Source organism: Porphyrobacter sp. AAP82 (genome assembly GCF_000331285.1).
In the GTDB taxonomy this organism is placed as follows: Bacteria; Pseudomonadota; Alphaproteobacteria; order Sphingomonadales; family Sphingomonadaceae; genus Erythrobacter.
On record NZ_ANFX01000025.1, the window covers coordinates 1 to 19,193 of the forward strand.

General features: G+C 67.6%; 16 protein-coding genes. 11 read left to right on the top strand and 5 right to left on the bottom strand.

Annotation, left to right across the window (positions count from 1 at the left end):
• Nucleotides 1–198: 198 nt before the first annotated feature.
• A complete protein-coding gene (locus tag D620_RS0107845) occupies nucleotides 199–639 on the top strand; it encodes a hypothetical protein (protein WP_017665248.1) in 441 nt (146 codons plus the stop codon).
• Nucleotides 640–646: 7 nt separating this feature from the next.
• On the opposite strand, the gene trmFO is transcribed toward D620_RS0107845, so the two are convergent.
• Nucleotides 647–2,035 carry a methylenetetrahydrofolate--tRNA-(uracil(54)-C(5))-methyltransferase (FADH(2)-oxidizing) TrmFO gene (trmFO, locus tag D620_RS0107850; RefSeq protein ID WP_017665249.1) on the bottom strand — a complete coding sequence of 463 codons (1,389 nt, stop codon included), beginning with the start codon at nucleotides 2,033–2,035 and terminating at the stop codon, nucleotides 647–649.
• A 70-nt stretch (nucleotides 2,036–2,105) separates the two neighbouring features.
• On the opposite strand from trmFO, the gene D620_RS0107855 reads away from it, so the two are divergent.
• Nucleotides 2,106–2,771, top strand: coding sequence for a lysoplasmalogenase family protein (locus D620_RS0107855; RefSeq protein WP_017665250.1), 666 nt, complete (start codon nucleotides 2,106–2,108; stop codon nucleotides 2,769–2,771).
• Nucleotides 2,772–2,777: 6 nt separating this feature from the next.
• On the opposite strand, the gene gyrA is transcribed toward D620_RS0107855, so the two are convergent.
• Entirely contained in the window at nucleotides 2,778–5,549 is a 2,772-nt protein-coding gene (gyrA, locus tag D620_RS14925; protein ID WP_017665251.1) for a DNA gyrase subunit A, read from the bottom strand.
• 323 nt (nucleotides 5,550–5,872) lie between these two features.
• Between gyrA and D620_RS0107865 the strand changes: the two genes are divergently transcribed.
• The 3 genes from D620_RS0107865 to D620_RS0107875 all read left to right on the top strand — a co-directional run bounded on the left by D620_RS0107865 (nucleotide 5,873) and on the right by D620_RS0107875 (nucleotide 8,810).
• Nucleotides 5,873–7,222 (top strand): hypothetical protein, encoded by a 1,350-nt coding sequence (locus tag D620_RS0107865; protein ID WP_026092037.1) that lies wholly within the window; start codon nucleotides 5,873–5,875, stop codon nucleotides 7,220–7,222.
• A 156-nt stretch (nucleotides 7,223–7,378) separates the two neighbouring features.
• On the top strand, nucleotides 7,379–8,344 hold the full coding sequence (lipA, locus tag D620_RS0107870; RefSeq protein ID WP_033376484.1) for a lipoyl synthase: 966 nt from the start codon (nucleotides 7,379–7,381) through the stop codon (nucleotides 8,342–8,344).
• Between the two features lie 4 nt (nucleotides 8,345–8,348).
• Entirely contained in the window at nucleotides 8,349–8,810 is a 462-nt protein-coding gene (locus D620_RS0107875) for a type II toxin-antitoxin system RatA family toxin (protein WP_017665254.1), read from the top strand.
• Here D620_RS0107875 and D620_RS0107880 read toward each other — a convergent pair.
• Genes D620_RS0107880 through D620_RS0107890 form a run of 3 tightly spaced genes read right to left on the bottom strand, consistent with a single transcriptional unit; the run spans nucleotide 8,771 to nucleotide 11,023 of the window.
• On the bottom strand, nucleotides 8,771–9,283 hold the full coding sequence (locus D620_RS0107880) for a CinA family protein (protein ID WP_017665255.1): 513 nt from the start codon (nucleotides 9,281–9,283) through the stop codon (nucleotides 8,771–8,773). The two genes, D620_RS0107875 and D620_RS0107880, sit on opposite strands and share 40 nt — an antisense overlap.
• Before the next feature lie 7 nt (nucleotides 9,284–9,290).
• Nucleotides 9,291–9,851 carry a hypothetical protein gene (locus tag D620_RS0107885; RefSeq protein WP_017665256.1) on the bottom strand — a complete coding sequence of 187 codons (561 nt, stop codon included), beginning with the start codon at nucleotides 9,849–9,851 and terminating at the stop codon, nucleotides 9,291–9,293.
• Nucleotides 9,852–9,862: 11 nt separating this feature from the next.
• Complete coding sequence (locus tag D620_RS0107890; protein WP_026092038.1) at nucleotides 9,863–11,023, bottom strand: bifunctional 2-C-methyl-D-erythritol 4-phosphate cytidylyltransferase/2-C-methyl-D-erythritol 2,4-cyclodiphosphate synthase; 1,161 nt, start codon at nucleotides 11,021–11,023, stop codon at nucleotides 9,863–9,865.
• A gap of 79 nt (nucleotides 11,024–11,102) precedes the next feature.
• Between D620_RS0107890 and dusB the strand changes: the two genes are divergently transcribed.
• The 6 genes from dusB (at nucleotide 11,103) to hfq (ending at nucleotide 19,180) form a co-directional block, all read left to right on the top strand.
• Nucleotides 11,103–12,119 carry a tRNA dihydrouridine synthase DusB gene (dusB, locus tag D620_RS0107895; protein WP_017665258.1) on the top strand — a complete coding sequence of 339 codons (1,017 nt, stop codon included), beginning with the start codon at nucleotides 11,103–11,105 and terminating at the stop codon, nucleotides 12,117–12,119.
• A gap of 2 nt (nucleotides 12,120–12,121) precedes the next feature.
• Nucleotides 12,122–13,225 carry a two-component system sensor histidine kinase NtrB gene (locus D620_RS0107900; RefSeq protein ID WP_017665259.1) on the top strand — a complete coding sequence of 368 codons (1,104 nt, stop codon included), beginning with the start codon at nucleotides 12,122–12,124 and terminating at the stop codon, nucleotides 13,223–13,225.
• Nucleotides 13,225–14,664 (top strand): sigma-54-dependent transcriptional regulator, encoded by a 1,440-nt coding sequence (locus tag D620_RS0107905; protein WP_017665260.1) that lies wholly within the window; start codon nucleotides 13,225–13,227, stop codon nucleotides 14,662–14,664. Before D620_RS0107900 ends, D620_RS0107905 begins: the two co-directional genes overlap by 1 nt.
• A gap of 94 nt (nucleotides 14,665–14,758) precedes the next feature.
• Nucleotides 14,759–17,002, top strand: coding sequence for an ATP-binding protein (locus D620_RS0107910; RefSeq protein ID WP_017665261.1), 2,244 nt, complete (start codon nucleotides 14,759–14,761; stop codon nucleotides 17,000–17,002).
• Between the two features lie 46 nt (nucleotides 17,003–17,048).
• Nucleotides 17,049–18,431: a sigma-54-dependent transcriptional regulator gene (locus D620_RS0107915; protein ID WP_017665262.1), complete on the top strand. Its 1,383-nt coding sequence runs from the start codon at nucleotides 17,049–17,051 to the stop codon at nucleotides 18,429–18,431.
• Nucleotides 18,432–18,598: 167 nt separating this feature from the next.
• Nucleotides 18,599–19,180 carry an RNA chaperone Hfq gene (gene hfq, locus D620_RS0107920; protein ID WP_026092039.1) on the top strand — a complete coding sequence of 194 codons (582 nt, stop codon included), beginning with the start codon at nucleotides 18,599–18,601 and terminating at the stop codon, nucleotides 19,178–19,180.
• Nucleotides 19,181–19,193: the final 13 nt, after the last annotated feature.

Consider the following 19,193-nt stretch of genomic DNA (forward strand, 5'->3'; position numbering starts at 1 on the left):
CGCGGGCTTGGCGGGGTGGCGGTGCTCGAGGCGCTCGCGGTGCGCGCGCTGGCGCGCGGCGGGCGCCCGCTGATGGAAGGGCGCGGCGCCGCACGCGCCGCCCTGCGGGCCGCTATCTTTCGCGCCTGATTCCGTGTATTTACCGAGCCGTGATGGCAGCAACAGGGGGGCAGACCCTTGCGACAGGCGGTGCTGGGAGTGCTGGGGGGCCTCGTCCTTGCCGGAGTGGGCGTGTTCTGGTGGCAGGGCCGCGCCGAGATCGAACGCGGCGCGCCGCCGCCGCCCGCTGCCACGCCCGCGCGTGACCCAATGCAGCTTCCGCTCGCCGATCCCGGCACCCGGCAAGGCCCCGCGCCGCCCGAACTGAGCGAGCTCGGCAAGGAGGAACAGCGCTTCTTCCGCTATGACCGCAACCGCGACCGGATGATCACCCGCGACGAGATGCTCTCGACCCGCACCGAGGGCTTCCGCAGCCTCGACAAGGACGGCAACAACCTCCTCACCTTCGAGGAATGGGCGGTCACCACGGTCGACCGCTTCGGCAAGGCCGACAGGGACGGGGACGGCAGGCTCACCCCGCGCGAATTCGCCGCGACCGCGCCCAAACCGGCCGCCAGAAAGCCCGCCTGCAAATGTTGAAAGCCGCCTAGGCCGGTACCGCCTCGCGGGTCGCGCTGATCCAGCGCGCCAGATCGGTCTTGGCGCGCGCGGTATAGGCTTCCTTGCGGACCTTCTTGCCGACCTCGTGGAGGGGCGGGAACAGGCCGAAATTGACGTTCATGGGCTGGAAGGTCTCGGCCTCGGCATCGCCGGTGATGTGGCTCAGCAGCGCTCCCAGCGCAGTCGTCGCCGGAAGCGATTGCCACGCGCGCCCGGCCAGTTCCGCCGCCGTCATCAGACCCGCGACGAGGCCGATCGCGGCGCTCTCGACATAGCCCTCGCAGCCCGTCACCTGGCCGGCAAAGCGGATATGCGGCGCGGCCTTCAACCTGAGCTGGCGGTCGAGCACTTGCGGCGAATTGAGGAAGGTGTTGCGGTGCAGGCCGCCCAGCCGCGCGAATTCGGCGTTCTCCAGGCCCGGGATGGTGCGGAACAGCTCGATCTGCGCTGCATATTTGAGCTTGGTCTGGAAGCCGACCATGTTCCACAGCGTGCCGAGCTTGTTGTCCTGCCGCAGCTGCACCACCGCATAGGGCCAGCGCCCCTGCGGAAATTCCGGGGTCACATCGAAAGGATTGTCGAGACCGACGCCTTTCATCGGGCCATAGCGCAGCGTCTCGACGCCGCGTTCGGCCATCACTTCGATCGGCATGCAGCCGTCGAAATAGGGCGTGTCCTTCTCCCACTGCTTGAACGTGGTCTTCTCGCCCTCGATCAGTCCCCGGTGGAAGGCGAGGTATTGTTCCTGCGTCATCGGGCAGTTGATGTAATCGCCGCCTTCGTTGCTGGCCTCGGTGCGCTTGTTCCAGCGCGACTGGATCCACACCTTGCTCATGTCGATCGAATCGTAGTGGACGATCGGCGCGATGGCATCGAAGAAGGCGAGCCTTTCGGAACCGGTCGCGCGCACGATGCTGCCTGCGAGCGCCTCGGCGGTGAGCGGCCCGGTGGCGACGATGGTGAGGCCCGCCTGCGGCAGTTCATCCACCCGCTCGCGCACGATGGTGACGTTGGGGTGCGCGCGAAGCGCCTTTTCGACCTCGGCCGAGAACACGTCGCGGTCGACCGCCATCGCGCTTCCCGCCGGCACGCGCGCGGCGTGGCCTGCGCGCATCACCAGCGAATCCAGCGCGCGCATCTCGTGGTGGAGCAGGCCGACGGCGTTCCTGGTGTCGTCGTCGGAGCGGAAGGAGTTGGAGCAGACCAGTTCGGCGAGGCCATCGGTCTGGTGCGCGGGGGTCATGTTGTCCCCGCTGCCGCGCATCTCCGACAGGCGCACCCTCGCGCCCGTCTGTGCCAGCTGCCAGGCCGCCTCGCTCCCGGCGAGGCCGCCGCCGATTATGTGCACATCGTGGGAAGTCGCATGGCTGGTCATGGCGGGGGCCGTAATTGCGTGTTAGCCCGCCTGCAAGTCCGCACTGGGATCGGGCACGGGAAGGGCAGGCATGGCGAAGCGCGCGTTGATCGAACAAAGGCCGTGGCTGCTGGCGAGCATTGCCGCGTCGGTCGCCTACTACTTCCTGCGCGACAATCCGGTGGGCGAGGGCACCTGGGGCCTTGCCTTGAAGGGCGCGAGCGTCGGCCTGCTGGCGCTCTATGTCGCCTTGCGCGTGCCCCATGGCAGGCACCGCGCGGACGGGCTCCTGCTGGTCGCGGTGCTGGCTCTGGGGGCTTGCGGCGATGTCGCGATCGAGCTCGATTTCGTAACCGGCGGCGCCTTTTTTGCCGCGGCGCATGTGGTGGCGGTGGGGCTCTATCTGCGCAACCGCCACCAGCGCCCCTCGCCCGTGCAGAAACTGACCGGCGCCGCGCTGCTGGTCGGCACGCCGCTGGTGAGCTGGCTGCTGAGCGGCGACGGGCAGATCGCGGCCTATGCCGGCTTCCTCGGCGCGATGGCGGGCACCGCGTGGATGAGCCACTACCCGCGCTACCGGGTCGGCACGGGGGCGGTGCTGTTCGTGCTCAGTGACTGGCTGATCTTCGCGCGGATGGGACCGCTGGATCTGGAGCCTGCCAACACGATCCTGATCTGGCCGCTCTATTACGCCGGCCAGTTGATGATCGCGACCGGGATCATCCAGTGCCTGCGGGGCGAACAGCCGGTCAGGTGAGGGCCGTCAGGTGACGGGCGCCTCGCCCGCCTCTTCGCCCGTCTCGTCCTCGCCGGCATCATCGATCAGCGCCGCGCCGACGATGTGTTCGCCCTTGGCGACATCGAAGATGCGCACGCCCGACGATCCGCGCCCGGAAATGCTGAAGCCCTTGTGTTCCTCGAACCCGCCGGGGGTCAAATGGCGGAAATCGATCCCGAGGCGGATCAGCTTGGCCTGATCGGTCACCAGCATCAGCTGCGAGCCGTGCTTGACCGGGAAGCTCGCCACGACCGGGCCGTTGCGCTCGGGGTTGCTTTCGGGCGTGCCGATATTGGTGATCCCCTGCCCGCCGCGCGCGGTGGTGCGGTATTCATAGGCCGAGGAGATCTTGCCATAACCATTGGCGGTGATGGTGAGGATGAACTCCTCGGCTTCCGCCATCGCTGCGACGTGCCCGGCGGGCAAGGTGGGGACAGCGTCGTTGTTCTTCCACGCCGCGGCGCGCAGGTAGGCCTCGCGCGTTTCCATGTCGGCGGTGAGCGGATCGACCACCGCCATGGACACGACCTTGCCGCCCTTCTTGAGGCTCATGCCGCGCACCCCGATGCCGGTGCGGCTCTTGGTTTCGCGCGCGTCGGTGGCCGAGAAGCGGATCGCCTTGCCTGCATCGCTCGCAAGGAAGATTTCCTGGTCCTCGGTGAGCAATTGCACCCCGATCAGCCGGTCGCCCGAACCCTCGACAAAGCCCATCGCATATTTGCCCGCGGTCGGGATGTTGGCGAAGGCGTCCATCGAGTTGCGACGGACCATGCCCTGTTCGGTGGCAAAGACAATGTTGAGATTGGCCCAGGTCGCCTCGTCCTCGGGCAGCGGAAGCACGTTGGTGACGCGCTCCTCGTCGCCGAGCGGCAGCAGGTTGACCATCGGGCGGCCCTTGGTCTGCGGCCCGCCTTCGGGGAGCTTCCACACCTTCATGCGGTAGACGCGCCCCGTATTGGTGAAGAACAGCACGGGGTTGTGGGTGCTGGTGACGAACAGTTCGACCACCGCGTCCTCGTCCTTGGTCGCCATCCCCGAACGGCCCTTGCCGCCGCGCGCCTGGGCACGGAAGGCGTCAAGCGGCGTGCGCTTGATGTAGCCGCCGTGGGTGACGGTGACGACCATCTCCTCGCGCTCGATCAGGTCCTCGTCCTCGAGGCCGTCCCATGCGGGGGCGATTTCGGACAGGCGGGGCGTGGCATAGGTGGCGCGGATTTCCTCAAGCTCGCCGCGCATCACGCCGTAAAGCTTCACGCGGTCGGCGAGGATCGAGAGATATTCCTCGATCGAGAGCGCCAGTTCCTTCAATTCGTCCCCGATCTCGTCGCGGCCCAGCGCGGTCAGGCGGTGGAGGCGCAGTTCGAGGATCGCCTTCACCTGCCGCTCGGACAGCTTGTAGGTGCCGCCGCTCTCGTCGGCGGAGGGCTCGATCGCTTCGACAAGGCGGATATATTGCGCGATGTCGCCGATCGGCCATTCCTTGGCGAGCAGCTTCGCCCGCGCCTCGGCCGGGTTGCGGGCCGAGCGGATCATCGCCACGACCTCGTCAAGGTTCGAGACCGCGACCACGAGGCCCAGCAACAGATGCGCCCGCTCGCGCGCCTTGTTCAGTTCGAACTTGGTGCGCCGGGTGATGACCTCCTCGCGGAAGGCGATGAAACTCTGCACGATGTCGCGCAGGGTAAGCGTTTCGGGCCGCCCGCCGCGGATCGCGAGCATGTTGGCGGGGAAGCTCGATTGCGCGGGGGTGTGCCGCCAGATCTGGTTGAGCACGACCTCGGGGGTGGCATCGCGCTTCAGATCGATGACCACGCGCACGCCTTCGCGCGAGCTTTCATCGCGGATGTCGCTGATGCCCTCGATGCGTTTGTCCTTGGCGGCCTCGGCGATCTTTTCGACCAGGCCCGACTTGCCGACCTGGTAGGGGATCGAGGTGAACACGATGCTCTCGCGCCCCTCGCTCTTGGCGCCGCGGGTGCTTTCGATCTCGTGACGGCAGCGCATCAGGATCGAGCCGCGCCCGGTGGTGTAGGCCATCCGCCCGCCATGCGTGCCGAGGATCAGCGGGGCGGTGGGGAAATCGGGACCGGGGATGAACCTGATGAGTTCTTCCGAGGTGATGGCCGGGTTCTCGATGAAGGCCAGGCACCCGTCGATCACCTCGCCGAGGTTGTGCGGCGGCACATTGGTCGCCATGCCGACCGCGATCCCGCCCGCGCCGTTGACCAAGAGGTTGGGGAAGCGCGCGGGCAGCACCGTCGGCTCGCGTCGACTGCTGTCATAGTTGTCGGTGAAATCGACCGTGTCCTTATCGAGATCGTCGAGCAGGCTGTTCGCCACCCGCGCCAGCCGCGCTTCGGTGTAGCGCATCGAGGCCGGCGGATCGGGGTCCATCGAGCCGAAATTGCCTTGCCCATCGATCAGCGGCACGCGCATCGACCAGGGCTGGGTCATGCGCGCCAGCGCATCATAGATCGCCGCATCGCCGTGGGGGTGGTAGTTGCCCATCACGTCGCCGACGATCTTGGCGCTCTTGCGGTAGGGCTTGCCGGCGACGAAGCCGCCCTCCTGGCTGGCAAAGAGGATGCGGCGGTGCACCGGCTTCAGCCCGTCGCGCACATCGGGCAGCGCGCGGCTGACAATCACGCTCATCGCATAGTCGAGATAGCTCGACTTCATTTCGTCCACGATATCGATGCGGTCGAAACCGCCGATCGGGGCTGCGGGAGAATCGAGAATGTCGCTGTCGTCGCTCAAGGTCGGGGCCGTTTCTGTGTGTGTTCGGGTGCCGCATGCGGCGGGCGGGCCATAGCAGGGCCGGCGGTCGCTCTCCATTTAGGCACAACCCCGGGCTTTCGCCACTCTGGGGGCGGAACAAGGCGCGAACGCGGCGCTTTTTTCCACACTTGCAGGCCGGCAGCGGTGACGCAGTGCGCGGCGGCATTCAAAGCCCGTTCAGCACGGCGCGCCTAGCGGGAATTGCAAATTGCGTGCGGGCGGTTCAAAGGCTCGCACGGAAGTTCGCCGCAGTCCCGGCCGCCGCAACGGCACAAGGGCCTGCGCTTCTTGTGGAGGATGCAGTGACCAATATTTCTTCGCCCCGTCGTCCGGCCGCGCTCGCGCGCCAGCTCGCTCTGGCAGTGGCGCTTGCCGCCGGCACCGCGGTGCTCGCGGTTCCCGGATTTGCCGATGCGGCCCATGCGCAAAAGAAGAAGAAGGGCGAGGAAGCCGAAGCCGCCGGCAAGCCCGTCTACACCCCGGCTTTCGTCAAGGCCTACCAGCCGCTCGACGCCAAGCTCAAGGCGCCCGGCGCCAGCATCGCGGCCCTCAAGCCCGAGATCGACGCGCTGATCCCGCTGGCGGTCACCAATGACGACAAGCTGGCGCTTGGCGGCATGCTGTTCAACGCCGGGATCACCGGCAAGGATTATGCGCTCCAGCTGCTGGGCGCGGAAACCATGCTGGCGAGCGGCAAGACCAAGCCCGAGGAAACCGGCCGCTATCACGTCGTCGCCTTCCAGCTCGCCAACGAACTGAAGCAGTACGACAAGGCACGCGCCAACCTCCAGAAGGCGATCGACCTGAACTACACCGCGCCCAACCTCAGCGCAGGCGATCTCCAGATGAACATGGCCGAACTGTTCTTCATCGAGGATCGTAACGAGGAAGGCCTCAAGTACCTCACCGATGTCATCGCCGCCAAGAAGGCCGCAGGCCAGAAGGTCGATGCCAAGCTCTATCGGCGCGGGGTTTCGGTCGCCTACCAGAACGAGATCGTTCCGCAGGTCTACGACTTCGTCGAGCATTGGGTCGCCGATTACCCCACCCCTGAAAACTGGCGCGATGCGGTGAACCTGACGCGCAATCTCAACGATTTCGAAGGGCCGGTGCTGCTCGATCTGCTGCGCCTCGGCAAGAAGGTCGGGACCCTCAAGGAGAAGAACGACTTCATCATCTATGTGGAGGCGGCCGACCCGCGCCGTCTGCCTTCGGAGGTGAAGGCGGTGATCGACGATGCCTATGCATTGGGCGTGATCCCCAAGGGCAGCGACAGCTGGATCGAGGAGCAGTACAAGGCCGCAAACAGCCTTGTTGCGGCCGACCGGGCCGGCCTGCCCGCGCTCGAGCGGGACGCCAATGCCGCCGCCGCCAAGCTGCGCACGGTCATGGCCGCCGGCGATACCTTCCTCAGCTACGGCGAATACGCCAAGGCCGCCGGCTTTTACGAGAAGAGCCTGACGCTCGCCGACGCTGACCGCGATGCCTCGCTCACCCGTCTCGGCATCGCGCAGATCGGCGCGGGCAATATCGAGGCGGCGCGCGCGGCTTTCGCGCAGGTCACCGGCGCGCGCGTTCCGATCGCGCGGCTGTGGACGGCCTATGCCGAGCAGCAGGCCGCCGCGGCGACGGGCGCGGCGACGGGCAGCTGATCCGCGTCACACAGGTCTGGATGAGCCAAGGGCGCCGGGCGGATTTCCGCTCCGGCGCCCTTACTTGTCCGCCGCTCCGTTTTGTCAGGAGCCGGTGCGTGGTTTGCAAGCCCCGCCACGCTTGCGGGACGCGGCCTGCGGGCCTAAATGGCGCTGATGAACGACCTCTCCAGCCCGCCGCAGCCCCACACGCCCGAACAACGCCCGGCCCGCCAGCGCAAGCCCGACTGGATCCGCGTGCGTGCGCCGGTGAGCGAGGGTTACAACGAAACGCGCCGGCTGATGCGCGAGCTCAATCTCCACACCGTGTGCGAGGAAGCGGCCTGCCCCAACATCGGCGAGTGCTGGACCAAGAAACACGCCACGGTGATGATCCTCGGCGATGTCTGCACACGGGCCTGCGCCTTCTGCAACGTCAAGACCGGGATGCCGCGCGCTCTCGACCCCTTCGAGCCCGAGAACACCGCGATCGCGGCGGCCAAGATGGGGCTCGAACACATCGTCATCACCAGCGTCGACCGCGATGACCTCCCCGATGGCGGGGCGAGCCAGTTCGTCAAGGTGATCGAGGCGCTGCGCCGCACGACGCCTGCCACCACCATCGAAATTCTCACCCCCGATTTCCGCGGCAAGATGCGCCGCGCGGTGGAGATGATCTGCGAGGCGGGGCCCGACGTCTACAACCACAACCTCGAAACCGTCCCGCGGCTCTACCCCACGATCCGGCCGGGCGCGCGCTACTACGCCTCGCTTCGGCTGCTCGAGGAAGTGAAGGCGCACAACCCGCTGATCTTCACCAAGTCGGGGATCATGCTGGGCCTCGGCGAGCAGCGGCTCGAGGTGCACCAGGTGATGGACGACATGCGCAGCGCCGAGGTCGATTTCATCACCATGGGGCAATATCTCCAGCCGACCCCGAAGCACGCCAAGGTCGAGGAATTCGTCACCCCCAAGGCCTTTGCCGCCTATGGCGCGATTGCGCGCGCGAAGGGCTTCCTCCAGGTCGCCTCCTCGCCGCTGACCCGGTCGAGCTATCATGCGTGCGACGACTTTGCGAAGATGCGCGCCGCGCGCGAGGAAAAGCTCGCCCGCGAACAGGCGCGCGCCGGAGCCGGGGCGTAAGGCCGTGCCCGGCATCCGTGAAACGCGCCGCCTGCCCTACAGCGCCGAACAGATGTTCGATCTGGTCGCCGACGTCGGCCGCTACGGCGAATTTCTCCCCTGGGTGATCGCCACCCGCGTGCGCTCCAACTCCGAAACCGAGATGGTCGCGGACATGGTGGTGGGCTTCAAGGCGATCCGCGAAAGCTTCACCAGCCGGGTGAGGAAGGACCGCCCGCGCGAGATCGACGTCCACTATGTCGACGGGCCCCTGTCGGACCTTGACAATGTCTGGACCTTCCGTGCGGTGGACGAGCAGACCTGCGAGATCGACTTCCTCGTCGATTTCACCTTCAAGAACCGCCTGTTCGAACGGATCGCCGGGCAATATTTCGACAAGGCCTTCCGCAAGATGGTCGAGGCCTTCGAGGCCCGCGCTGCGGCGCTCTACGGCAATAACAGCTCGAGCGCGCAGAGCGTCGCCTGACGGCGGATCTCCGCGCGCCCGCCCGGGCCCTCGCCGCCTTCGAAGAAGCGCAATTCGCCCTCGGGCTCGCCCGTCTCGCCGCGCACCACGCGGGCAAAGACGACCGTGCCGACCGGCTTTTGCGCAGTGCCCCCGCCTGGCCCCGCCACCCCGCTGATCGCCACGGCCACATCCGCCTTCGACCGGTCGAGCGCGCCCTTCGCCATCGCCCATGCACAGGCGATCGACACCGCGCCAAAGGCCTCGATGATGTCGCCCGAAACGCCGAGCATCTCCATCTTGGCCGCGTTCGAATAGGTCACGAAACCGCGGTCGAGCACGGCCGATGACCCCGCGATCTCGGTGATCGCGCCGGCCACCAGCCCGCCCGTGCAGCTCTCCGCGATGGCGAGCTTGCGGCCGGCCGCGGCGTTTTCGGCGACGACGCGCCCGGCCAGCGCGGCGATGTCTTCAGGCAGCAGCGAGAGGGGCACGGGCGGCCTACTTCTTTTTGGCGGCAGCGCCGCAGATCGGCGGGTTCTTGATGTCGGCCAGCTCGACGATGAAGGCTATCAGCCCGCCGAGGTTTTCGCCCGGCAGCGGGCTCAGCAGTTCGATCCCGCGCTCGATCTTGCCGCAGCTTTCGGGCTTGATCTCGCCTTCGATCGCCTGGCCGATGAGCGCATCGACGAAGGGGCGCAGCGCTTCTTCGGGGAGGGCCGCAATGGCGGCGGCCATGTCGTCGCTCTTGCCGGCCTCGCCCTTGCCCTTGGCGTCCTCTTCCATGAAGGTCTTGAGCATCCGCAGCGCGCCCGGCCACGCCTTGTCCTGGCCGTCGCGGAAGGAGGCGATGTAGGCGTCACCCTCGCGCGCAATGAAGCCGCTGGCAGCCAGGCGGCTGTCGCAGGCGGTGCGCGCGGCGTCATAGGCGACCGGCATGACGTAGACGATCGCATCGGCGAGGTCGGCAGGCTCGACACAGGGCTGGACCTGGGCCTGCGCTGCGGTGGCCGAGGCGAGCGCGGTGAGGGCGAGGGCAGGAGCGATCAGGCGGTGGGTCATGGCAGTTCTGCTCAGGTGATACGGGTGACTAGAACGATGGCCTGCGCGGCGATACCCTCGCCGCGGCCGGTGAAGCCGAGTTTCTCGGTGGTGGTCGCCTTGATGCTGACCGCGCCTTCACCCACGCCCATCAGGCGGGCGACTTCGGCGCGCATCGCGGGGCGGTGGGGGCCGATCTTGGGAGCCTCGCAGATCAGCGTCAGGTCGACATTGGCGATGGCATAGCCGGCCTTGCGTGCAAGGCTCACGGCATGTTCGAGGAACCGCCCCGAGCGTGCCCCGCGCCACTGCTGGTCGCTGGGCGGGAAGTGGGTGCCGATATCCCCTTCGCCGACCGCGCCGAGCACCGCATCGGTGATCGCGTGGAGCGCGACATCGGCGTCGGAATGCCCGGCGAGCCCCTTGTCGTGCGGAATCAACACGCCGCCCAGCCACAGCTCCTCGCCCGCCTCGAGGCGGTGGACGTCATAGCCCTGGCCGATGCGGAAGGCGGGAGTGCTTGTTTGGTCCATCAGGTCCTCGGCAAAGGTGATTTTCTTGAGCCGCTCGTCGCCATCGACGAGGGCGACGCTGCCGCCCGCCGCCGTCAGCACCTGCGCATCATCGCCCGCATCCGGCGCGTCCGGCCAGGTGCGGTGGGCGACGAGGATGTCGGTATAGCGGAACGCCTGCGGGGTCTGGACGCGGCGCAGGCCCTCGCGTGCGGCCTTGCCGGTCATCACTCCTCCCGAGCCCGCGACCGCGAGGCTGTCGACCACCGGCAGGACCGGGATCGCGCCGGGGTGCTCGTCAAGCGCCGCCAGCAGCCGGGCGAGCACGTCGCGGGGCAGGTCGGGGCGGGCCGCATCGTGGATCAGCACGCGGGCGGGCGCGGCATCCGCCAGCGCCTCCAGCCCGGCGCGCACCGACTCCTGCCGGGTCGCCCCGCCATGGACGAAGCGCAGCCCCTCGAGCCCTGCCAGTGCCGCCCTTGCGTCCGCTTCGGCCTCGGGGCTTATCACCGTTACGATCACATCGGCACCCGCGTGTGCGAGTGCCTCGATTGACCAGCGGACCAGGGGTTTGCCCCGTAAAATCCTGAATTGTTTGGGTATTTCACCACCAGCGCGCAGCCCCTTGCCGGCAGCGACAACGACAGCGGCAAAGGGGGGAAGGGGAGAGGCGCGGCCCATCGGGAGCATCGCTTAAGGTCTGGACGCGCTTTCGGCAATCCACTATGCGCCTGCCCATATTTTAGGCACCGCCCGTTCCATGACCACGCTTCCCTCTCCCCCGGCCCTGAAGCCGATCGCCATCGGCCCGGTCACGGTCGCCGAGCCGGTCGTGCTCGCGCCGATGACCGGCGTTACCGACATGCCGTTCCGCACGCTGGTGCGCCGCTACGGCTCGGGCCTCAACGTCACCGAGATGGTGGCGAGCGAGGCGGCAATCCGCGAAACCCGGGTCAGCACCCAGAAGACTGCGTGGGACCGGATCGAGGAGCCGGTCTCGATGCAGCTGGTCGGCTGCGATCCGGCCAGCATGGCCGAGGCCGCAAAGATCCAGGAAGGCAATGGCGCGGCGATCATCGACATCAATTTCGGCTGCCCGGTGCGCAAGGTCGTCGGCCAGTTCGCCGGCTCCGCGCTGATGCGCGAAGTGCCGCTCGCGGTGCGGCTGATGGAAGCGACGGTCAAGGCGGTGAAGGTGCCCGTGACGGTCAAGATGCGCATGGGCTGGTGCCACGACAGCCTCAACGCCCCCGACATGGCGCGCATCGCCGAGGATCTCGGCGTGCAGATGGTCACCGTCCACGGCCGCACCCGCAACCAGATGTACAAGGGAAGTGCCGACTGGGCTTTCGTGCACAAGGTCAAGGATGCCGTGAACATCCCGGTGATCGTCAACGGCGATATCTGCTCGATCGCGGACGCCGCCCGGGCCATGGAGCAATCGGGCGCGAATGGCTTGATGATCGGGCGCGGCGCCTATGGCAAGCCGTGGCTGCTGGGGCAGGTGATGCACTGGTGGCGCACCGGCGAGGCGCGCGCGGCGCCCGGCATGGACGAACAATATGCCCTCGTCGTCGAACACTACAACCGCATGCTCGACCACTATGGCCGCGATACCGGCGTCAAGATGGCGCGCAAGCACCTCGGGTGGTACACCAAGGGCCTCCATGGCTCTGCCGAGTTCCGCAACCGCGTCAACTTCATCGACGATGCCGCCACGGTCCTTTCCGAGATCGAGCGGTTCTATGCCCCCTTCCTGATGCAGCAGGCCGCCTGAACGTGGCGTCGATCCCGGCCGAAGATCAAGGCACCGCGCCGCGCCCCGATGCCCGCGCGCAGCTTGCCGGGCTGATCTTCGCGGTCGTGCTGATCGACGGCGAGGCGCGCATCGCCGAGGTCAATCACGCCGCCGAGGACCTGCTCGGCACCAGCGCGGTGCGGCTTGTCGGCAGGCGGCTGACCGACCGCATCGGGCCGATGGACCCGCGGGTCGAGGCGCGGCTGCTGGCCGGGGAGGAGGCGTTGGTGGCGCGCGATCTGGCGATCCGCGTGGGCGCGCAGGAAATCCGCGTCAACCTGACCGCCTCGCCGCTCGGCGGCTTTCCCGGCTGGCGGGTGGTGACGCTCTCGCAGATCGGCCACGATGATGCGGCCAACCCCGGCAATGGCGAGGCGATGCTGGGCGCACCCGCGGTGCTCGCGCACGAGATCAAGAACCCGCTTGCCGCGATCCGCGGGGCCGGGCAGCTCGCCGCGAGGAAGCTGCCGCATGCCGACAAGAAGCTCGCCAAGATGATCACCGACGAGGTCGACCGCATCGCCCGGCTGATCGACCGGATGCAGCAATTGGGCAGCACCCGCACCGCCTCGGTCGATCCGTGCAACCCGCATGAGGCGATCCGCGCCGCGGTCGCGACGATGCGCGCGGCGGGAAGCGCGCTGGGCGAGGTCGAAATCCGCGAGGAGTTCGACCCCTCGCTCCCGCCGGTGCTGGCCAACCGCGATGCGCTCGAACAGGTGCTCATCAACCTCGTCTCCAACGCGCGCGATGCGGCGCTGGCGGGCGGGGGCAAGGGCGGGCTCATCATCGTCCAGACCCGCTTCGTCAGCGGCCTCGCCTTCAGCGCGATCCGCAACGGGCGCGCCGTGCCGCTGCCGATCGAGATCACCGTGTCTGACAATGGCCGGGGGATCGACCCGGCCCTGCGCGACCACGTGTTCGAGCCCTTCGTCTCCTCCAAGCCCTCGGGCCAGGGGCTGGGGCTGTCGCTGGTGAGAAAGCTGGTGCGCGACATGAACGGCAATGTCAGCCATGACCGCGATGCGCGCGCAGGCCTCACCAATTTCCGCCTGCATCTGCCCCAGGCACCGGACGCGGCCTGATGGGACACGCGCACGATCCGGTCCTGCTGGTCGAGGATGACACCGCAATCGCCACGGTGATCATCGCCGCACTCGAGGACGAAGGCTTCGCCATCGCCCATTGCACGAGCATTGCCGCGCGCGACAAGCTGCTGGAAACGCGCCGGTTCGGCGTGATGCTGACCGATGTGATCCTCGAAGACGGTGACGGGCTGGCGAGTCTTTCGGCGGTGCGCGAGCGCGCGCCCGAGATGCCGGTGATCGTGCTCTCGGCGCAGAACACGCTCGATACCGCGGTGCGCGCGTCCGAAAGCGAGGCATTCGAATATTTCCCCAAGCCCTTCGATCTTGACGAGCTGGTCCATGCCGTGCGCCAGGCCGCAGGGGCGCGTTCGCCCTCGGCCCAAGACCCCAGCGCCGCCCTTCCGGGCGAGGGCGAGCGGATGCCGCTGGTCGGGCGCAGCCCGGCGATGCAGGGTGTCTACCGCATGATCACGCGCGTCTTGCGCAATGATCTCACCGTGCTCGTCACCGGAGAAAGCGGGACCGGCAAGGAGCTGGTCGCCGAGGCGATCCACGAGCTTGGCAACCGCCGCACCGGGCCGTTTGTTGCCGTTAACACCGCCGCGATCCCCGCCGATCTTGTCGAAAGCGAGCTGTTCGGCCACGAAAAGGGCGCCTTCACCGGCGCCATCGCCCAGGCGATCGGCAAGTTCGAACAGGCCAATGGCGGCACGCTGTTTCTGGACGAGATCGGCGACATGCCTGCCGAGGCGCAGACCCGCCTGCTGCGCGCGCTGCAATCGGGGCGCATCCGGCGCGTCGGCGGGCGGCAGGAGATTGCGGTCAATGTCCGCATCATCGCCGCCACCAATCGCGACCTCACCCCGATGATCGCCGCAGGCACGTTTCGCGAGGACCTGTTCTACCGGCTCAACGTCGTGCCCATCGTCCTGCCCCCCTTGCGCGAGCGGCGCGAGGATATCGCCGCGCTCGCCCAGCATTTCCTCGTTCTGGCAGCCGAGGACGGGCTGCCGCGCCGCGTGCTGACGGCCGAGGCGATCGAGCGGCTCGAGGCGAGGAACTGGCGCGGCAATGTCCGCGAGCTGCGCAATGTCGTCTACCGCCTCGCGCTGATGGCGCGCGAGGAGCGGATCGATGCCGATGCGGTCGGCGACATCATCGGCCCCGAGATCGCGCCCGCCAGCGTTCCTCAGGACGCAGGGCAGGGCGGCTTCGGCGCGGCACTGGCCGCGTGGCTGACCGCGGAGAGCCCGCCGCCCGGCGCGCTCTATCACCGCGCGCTTGGCGCTTTCGAGAAGCCACTGATCGAATATGCCCTCGGGCGCACCGGGGGCAACCAGCTGCGCGCGGCACAGCTGCTCGGCATCAATCGCAACACCCTGCGCAAGCGGATCGGCGAGCTGGGGCTGGAGCCGGAGCGCTTCTCGCCCTCCTGATCGGCGCGCCTGAGGCACGAAACGTCGCACAACGACAGGATTGTGCGGCTTGGAACTTGCAAATCTGCCACACCATTGTTGTAAAGCGGCAACGATGGCGGAAACCGACCCCCGAGCACCGCGCCCCGCTCTGCGCCAGCCCCCGCGCTGGTGGCGGCGGCTGTTGCTTGCCGGGCGGCGGGCGAATGTCTTTGCATGGCTCGAGGCGGCGGCGCTCATCGCGCTTGGGGCTGCGATCGTTGCGACCTGGTCGACCTACGGGCGCTCGGCGGGGGCTGACGACCTTCTGCCGACGATGCAGGCCTCGGTGCTGCTGATGGCGACGCTGGTGCCGGCGATGGCGCTGCTGGTGCTGATCGGCCGCCGCCTCGCGTTGCGGCGCGCGGCGGGGAGCACCGCAAGGCTTCATGTGCGGCTCGTGTTCTTCTTCTCGATGGTCGCCGCGATGCCGACGCTGCTGGTCGCAGGCTTTGCCGCCTTCCTGTTCCAGACCGGCGTCGACTTCTGGTTCTCCGACGAATCCCGCGGGCTGATGGAGAACGCCAACGCGCTCGCGCAGAACTATTACGATGCCAACCAGCGCGACGTCGAACAGAACTCGGTGACGATGGCGACCGACATGCGCGACACCCTGTCGCGGGTGCCGATCACCGATCCCGATTTCCCCGATTTCTACGCCTATCAGGTGCAGGCCCGCGAGATTTCCGAAAGCGCGATCCTGCAGCGGATGCCCGACGGATCGTTCCGCACTGCCGCCGCGCTCAATCTCACCGAGGCGGGAAGCCCGCTGTCCTTCAGCCGCGCCGCGCTCCCCCGGCTCGACCGCGGCGAGCTGGCCGTGGTGGTTGGCAGCCCGGAGCGGATCGAGGCGCTGGTCCCGATCGACGCGCAGACCGGCGTCTACCTCTACAATGCCCGCACCACCGAGGAGACGATGTTCAACTCGTGGTCGCGCGCGCAGTCGATCGTCACCGCCTATGACCGGCTGACGGGGAGCGCGCGCACGCTCCAGCTGCGCTTCAACATCGCGCTGGTGGCGGTGAGCCTGCTGCTGGTGGGCCTCGCCATCTGGTTCGCCTTGCGCTTTGCCGACCGGCAGGTCGAGCCGCTCACCGATTTGGTCGGCGCGGCGCGCAAGGTCGGCCAGGGCAACTTCGCCTTGCGGCTCGAGGGGCGCACCGGGGCGGACGAGATCGGGCTCTTGAACCGCGCCTTCAACCGCATGACCGCGCAGCTCGAAAAGCAGACCCAGGCGCTGGTCAGCGCCAACCGGCAGATCGACGAGCGCCGCGCCTTTACCGAGGCGGTGCTCGCATCGGTGACCGCCGGGGTGGTCTCGGTCGATGCCGGCGCGCGGGTGACGCTGATGAATGCCTCGGCGCAGGGCCTGCTCGCGCACGAGGGGCTTGGCGAGGACCTCACCGGCCAGTCGCTCGAGGCGCTCGCCCCCGAACTCGCCCGCGTGGTCGCCGAGGGCAAGGAGCGCGCGATCGTCACCCATGCCAAGGGCACCGAGATCCTGACCCTCGCCGTCAAGGTCGCGGCCGGCACCGACGAGGGCCACGTCATCACCTTCGAGGACATCACCCGCCAGCTGCTCGACCAGCGCCAGGCGGCATGGTCCGACGTCGCCCGCCGCATCGCGCACGAAATCAAGAACCCGCTCACCCCGATCCAGCTGGCAACCGAGCGCCTGAAGCGCCGCTACCGCAAGCATCTGACCGAAGAAGACCGCGAGCTGTTCGACGAGCTGACCAGCACCATCGTCCGCCAGGTCGGCGACCTGCGCACCATGGTCGACGAATTCTCCTCCTTCGCGCGCCTGCCCAAGCCGGTGTTCCGCGATGAGGATGCGCTCGATCTGGTGCGCCAGGCGGTGTTCTTCCAGGAAGTCGCCAATTCCGGGATCGCCTTTTCGGTCGCCTCGTCCGAGCTGGTCGACCGCGAGATCCGCTGCGACCGCCACCAGTTCGGCCAGGCCATGACCAACGTCCTCAAAAACGCCGTCGAAGCGGTCGAGGCGCGCGCGGCCGAGGCCAAGGGCGCCTATGCCGGCGCGATTGCTGTCACCTTGAAGGACGGGGGACGCGATTCTGGAGAGGCGATCACCGTCACCATCGAGGACAACGGCATCGGCCTGCCTGCCAACCCCGAACGCCTCACCCAGCCCTATGTCACCACCCGCGAGAAGGGCACCGGCCTCGGCCTTGCGATCGTCAACAAGATCGTCGACGAGCACGGCGGCGACATGAGCTTTGCCAGCAGCCCGGGCGGCGGCACCCGCGTGTCGCTGAGCTTTGCGCGCAATCCCAACCCAATTGAAGGCAGGGCCCCGTGATCCCGCTTTCGCTCCCCCCGATCCAACCCCATGAAGGAGCCGCCCGATGGCGCTCGAAATCCTGATCGTCGACGATGAACGCGATATCCGCGAGCTGGTGGCCGGGGTGCTCGGCGACGAGGGCTATGCCTGTCGCACCGCCGCCGACAGCACCGAGGCGCTCGGCCTGATCGACGAACGCCGTCCCAGCCTTGTGCTGCTCGATGTGTGGCTGCACGGCAGCGCGATGGACGGGCTCGAACTGCTCGATGCGATCAAGGCGCGCGAGCCGAACCTGCCGGTCATCATCTTTTCCGGCCACGGCAATATCGACACCGCTGTCGCTGCGGTCGGGCGCGGGGCGATGGACTTCATCGAAAAGCCCTTCGAGGCCGAACGCCTGCTGCTGCTGGTCGAACGCGCGACCGAGACCGATCGCCTGCGCCGCGAGAACTCGCGCCTGCGCGAGGGGAGCTGGGGCAATGCCGAATTCACGGGCAATTCGCCGTCCATCAACGCTGTGCGCGCGACCCTCAAGCGCGTTGCGAGCACCGGCAGCCGCGTGCTCATTTCGGGCCCGGCGGGCGCCGGCAAGGAAGTGGCCGCGCGGCTGCTCCACGCATGGAGCACGCGCGCCAACGGCGCCTTCGTGCTGGTCAATTCGGCGCGCATCACGCCCGAACGCTTCGAACAGGAACTGTTCGGCGAAGAAGCGAACGGCAAGCAGGTGCGCCCGGGCCTTCTCGAACTTGCCGATGGCGGTACGCTCTATCTCGACGAAATCGCCGACATGCCGCTCTCCACCCAGGCGCGCATCCTCAGGGTGCTGACCGACCAGAGTTTTGTCCGGGTGGGCGGCACGCGCCAGATCGGGGTCGACGTGCGCGTGGTGTCTTCCACCACCCGCGATCTCACGGTGGAAATGGCCGAAAAGCGTTTCCGCGAGGACCTCTTCTACCGGCTCAACGTGGTGCCGGTGGCGATCCCCTCGCTCGCCCAGCGGCGCGAGGACATCCCCGCGCTCGCCGAGCATTTCTTCACCCGCTATTCGAACGACCAGGGCCTTGCCCCGCCCGAGATTTCCAGCGAAGCGATGGCGGCGCTGCAAGCCTATGACTGGCCGGGCAATGTTCGCCAGCTGCGCAATGTCGTCGAGCGCACCATCATCATGACCCCGCGCGAACGGCTCGGCACGGTCGAGCCCGACATGCTGCCGCCCGAAATCATCGGCGGCCAGATCGGTCTGGCGAGCGACAGCCTGACCGCGATCATGGGCGTGCCGCTGCGCGAGGCGCGGGTCAGCTTCGAGCGCGAATATCTCTCGATCCAGATCCGCCGCTTCTCGGGCAACATCTCCAAGACCGCGAGCTTCATCGGCATGGAGCGTTCGGCGCTGCACCGCAAGCTCAAGCTTCTCGGCATGGCCGACCGCCGCGACGAGGATGACTAGCCGCAGCAGCGGCACGGCATAGCAGTTCGCGCCAAAATCAAGCCTTGTCGCGGGCGGGTGCAAGCGCCATTATGGACGTATCAGGGCCGTCGTTCCCCGCTTTTTGCGGCGGCCTGCACCCTGCGGACCGGAAAACAAGCCGGCCGCCAAGAACAGGAGCCACGACCATGTCCAGCGGGCGAACGCTCTCCCCCCGTCCGGTGTCCCGTCCAGCAGTCCCCGCCGAAACCGAAAGCAGGAGCGGCTTAGCCACGGTCCGCCAAGGCGGCAACCTCCAGGACGCCTTTCTCAACCTGCTGCGCAAGAACAAGATTCCCGTCACCATGTTTCTGGTGAAGGGGGTCAAGCTGCAAGGCATTGTCACCTGGTTCGACAATTTCTCGATCCTGCTGCGCCGCGACGGCCAGTCGCAGCTGGTCTACAAGCACGCGATCAGCACGATCATGCCGGGCACCACGCTCGACCCGGCGCAATTCGGCAGCCAGGGTGGCGGCAAGAAGCAGAAGCAGCTCCAGGACATCTTCCTCAGCCGCGTCGCCGAGGCCGAGGTGCAGGTGACCATGTTCCTCGTCAACGGCGTGATGCTGCAAGGGCGGATCGCCGCCTACGACCTGTTCTGCATGCTGCTCGAACGCGACGGTGCGGTGCAGCTTGCCTACAAGCACGCGGTCTCGACCATCCAGCCCGCAGCACCGGTCGACCTCAGCGTCGATGACGATGACGGCGATGACGACGGGGCAGACGACTGAGCTTCGACAGCGA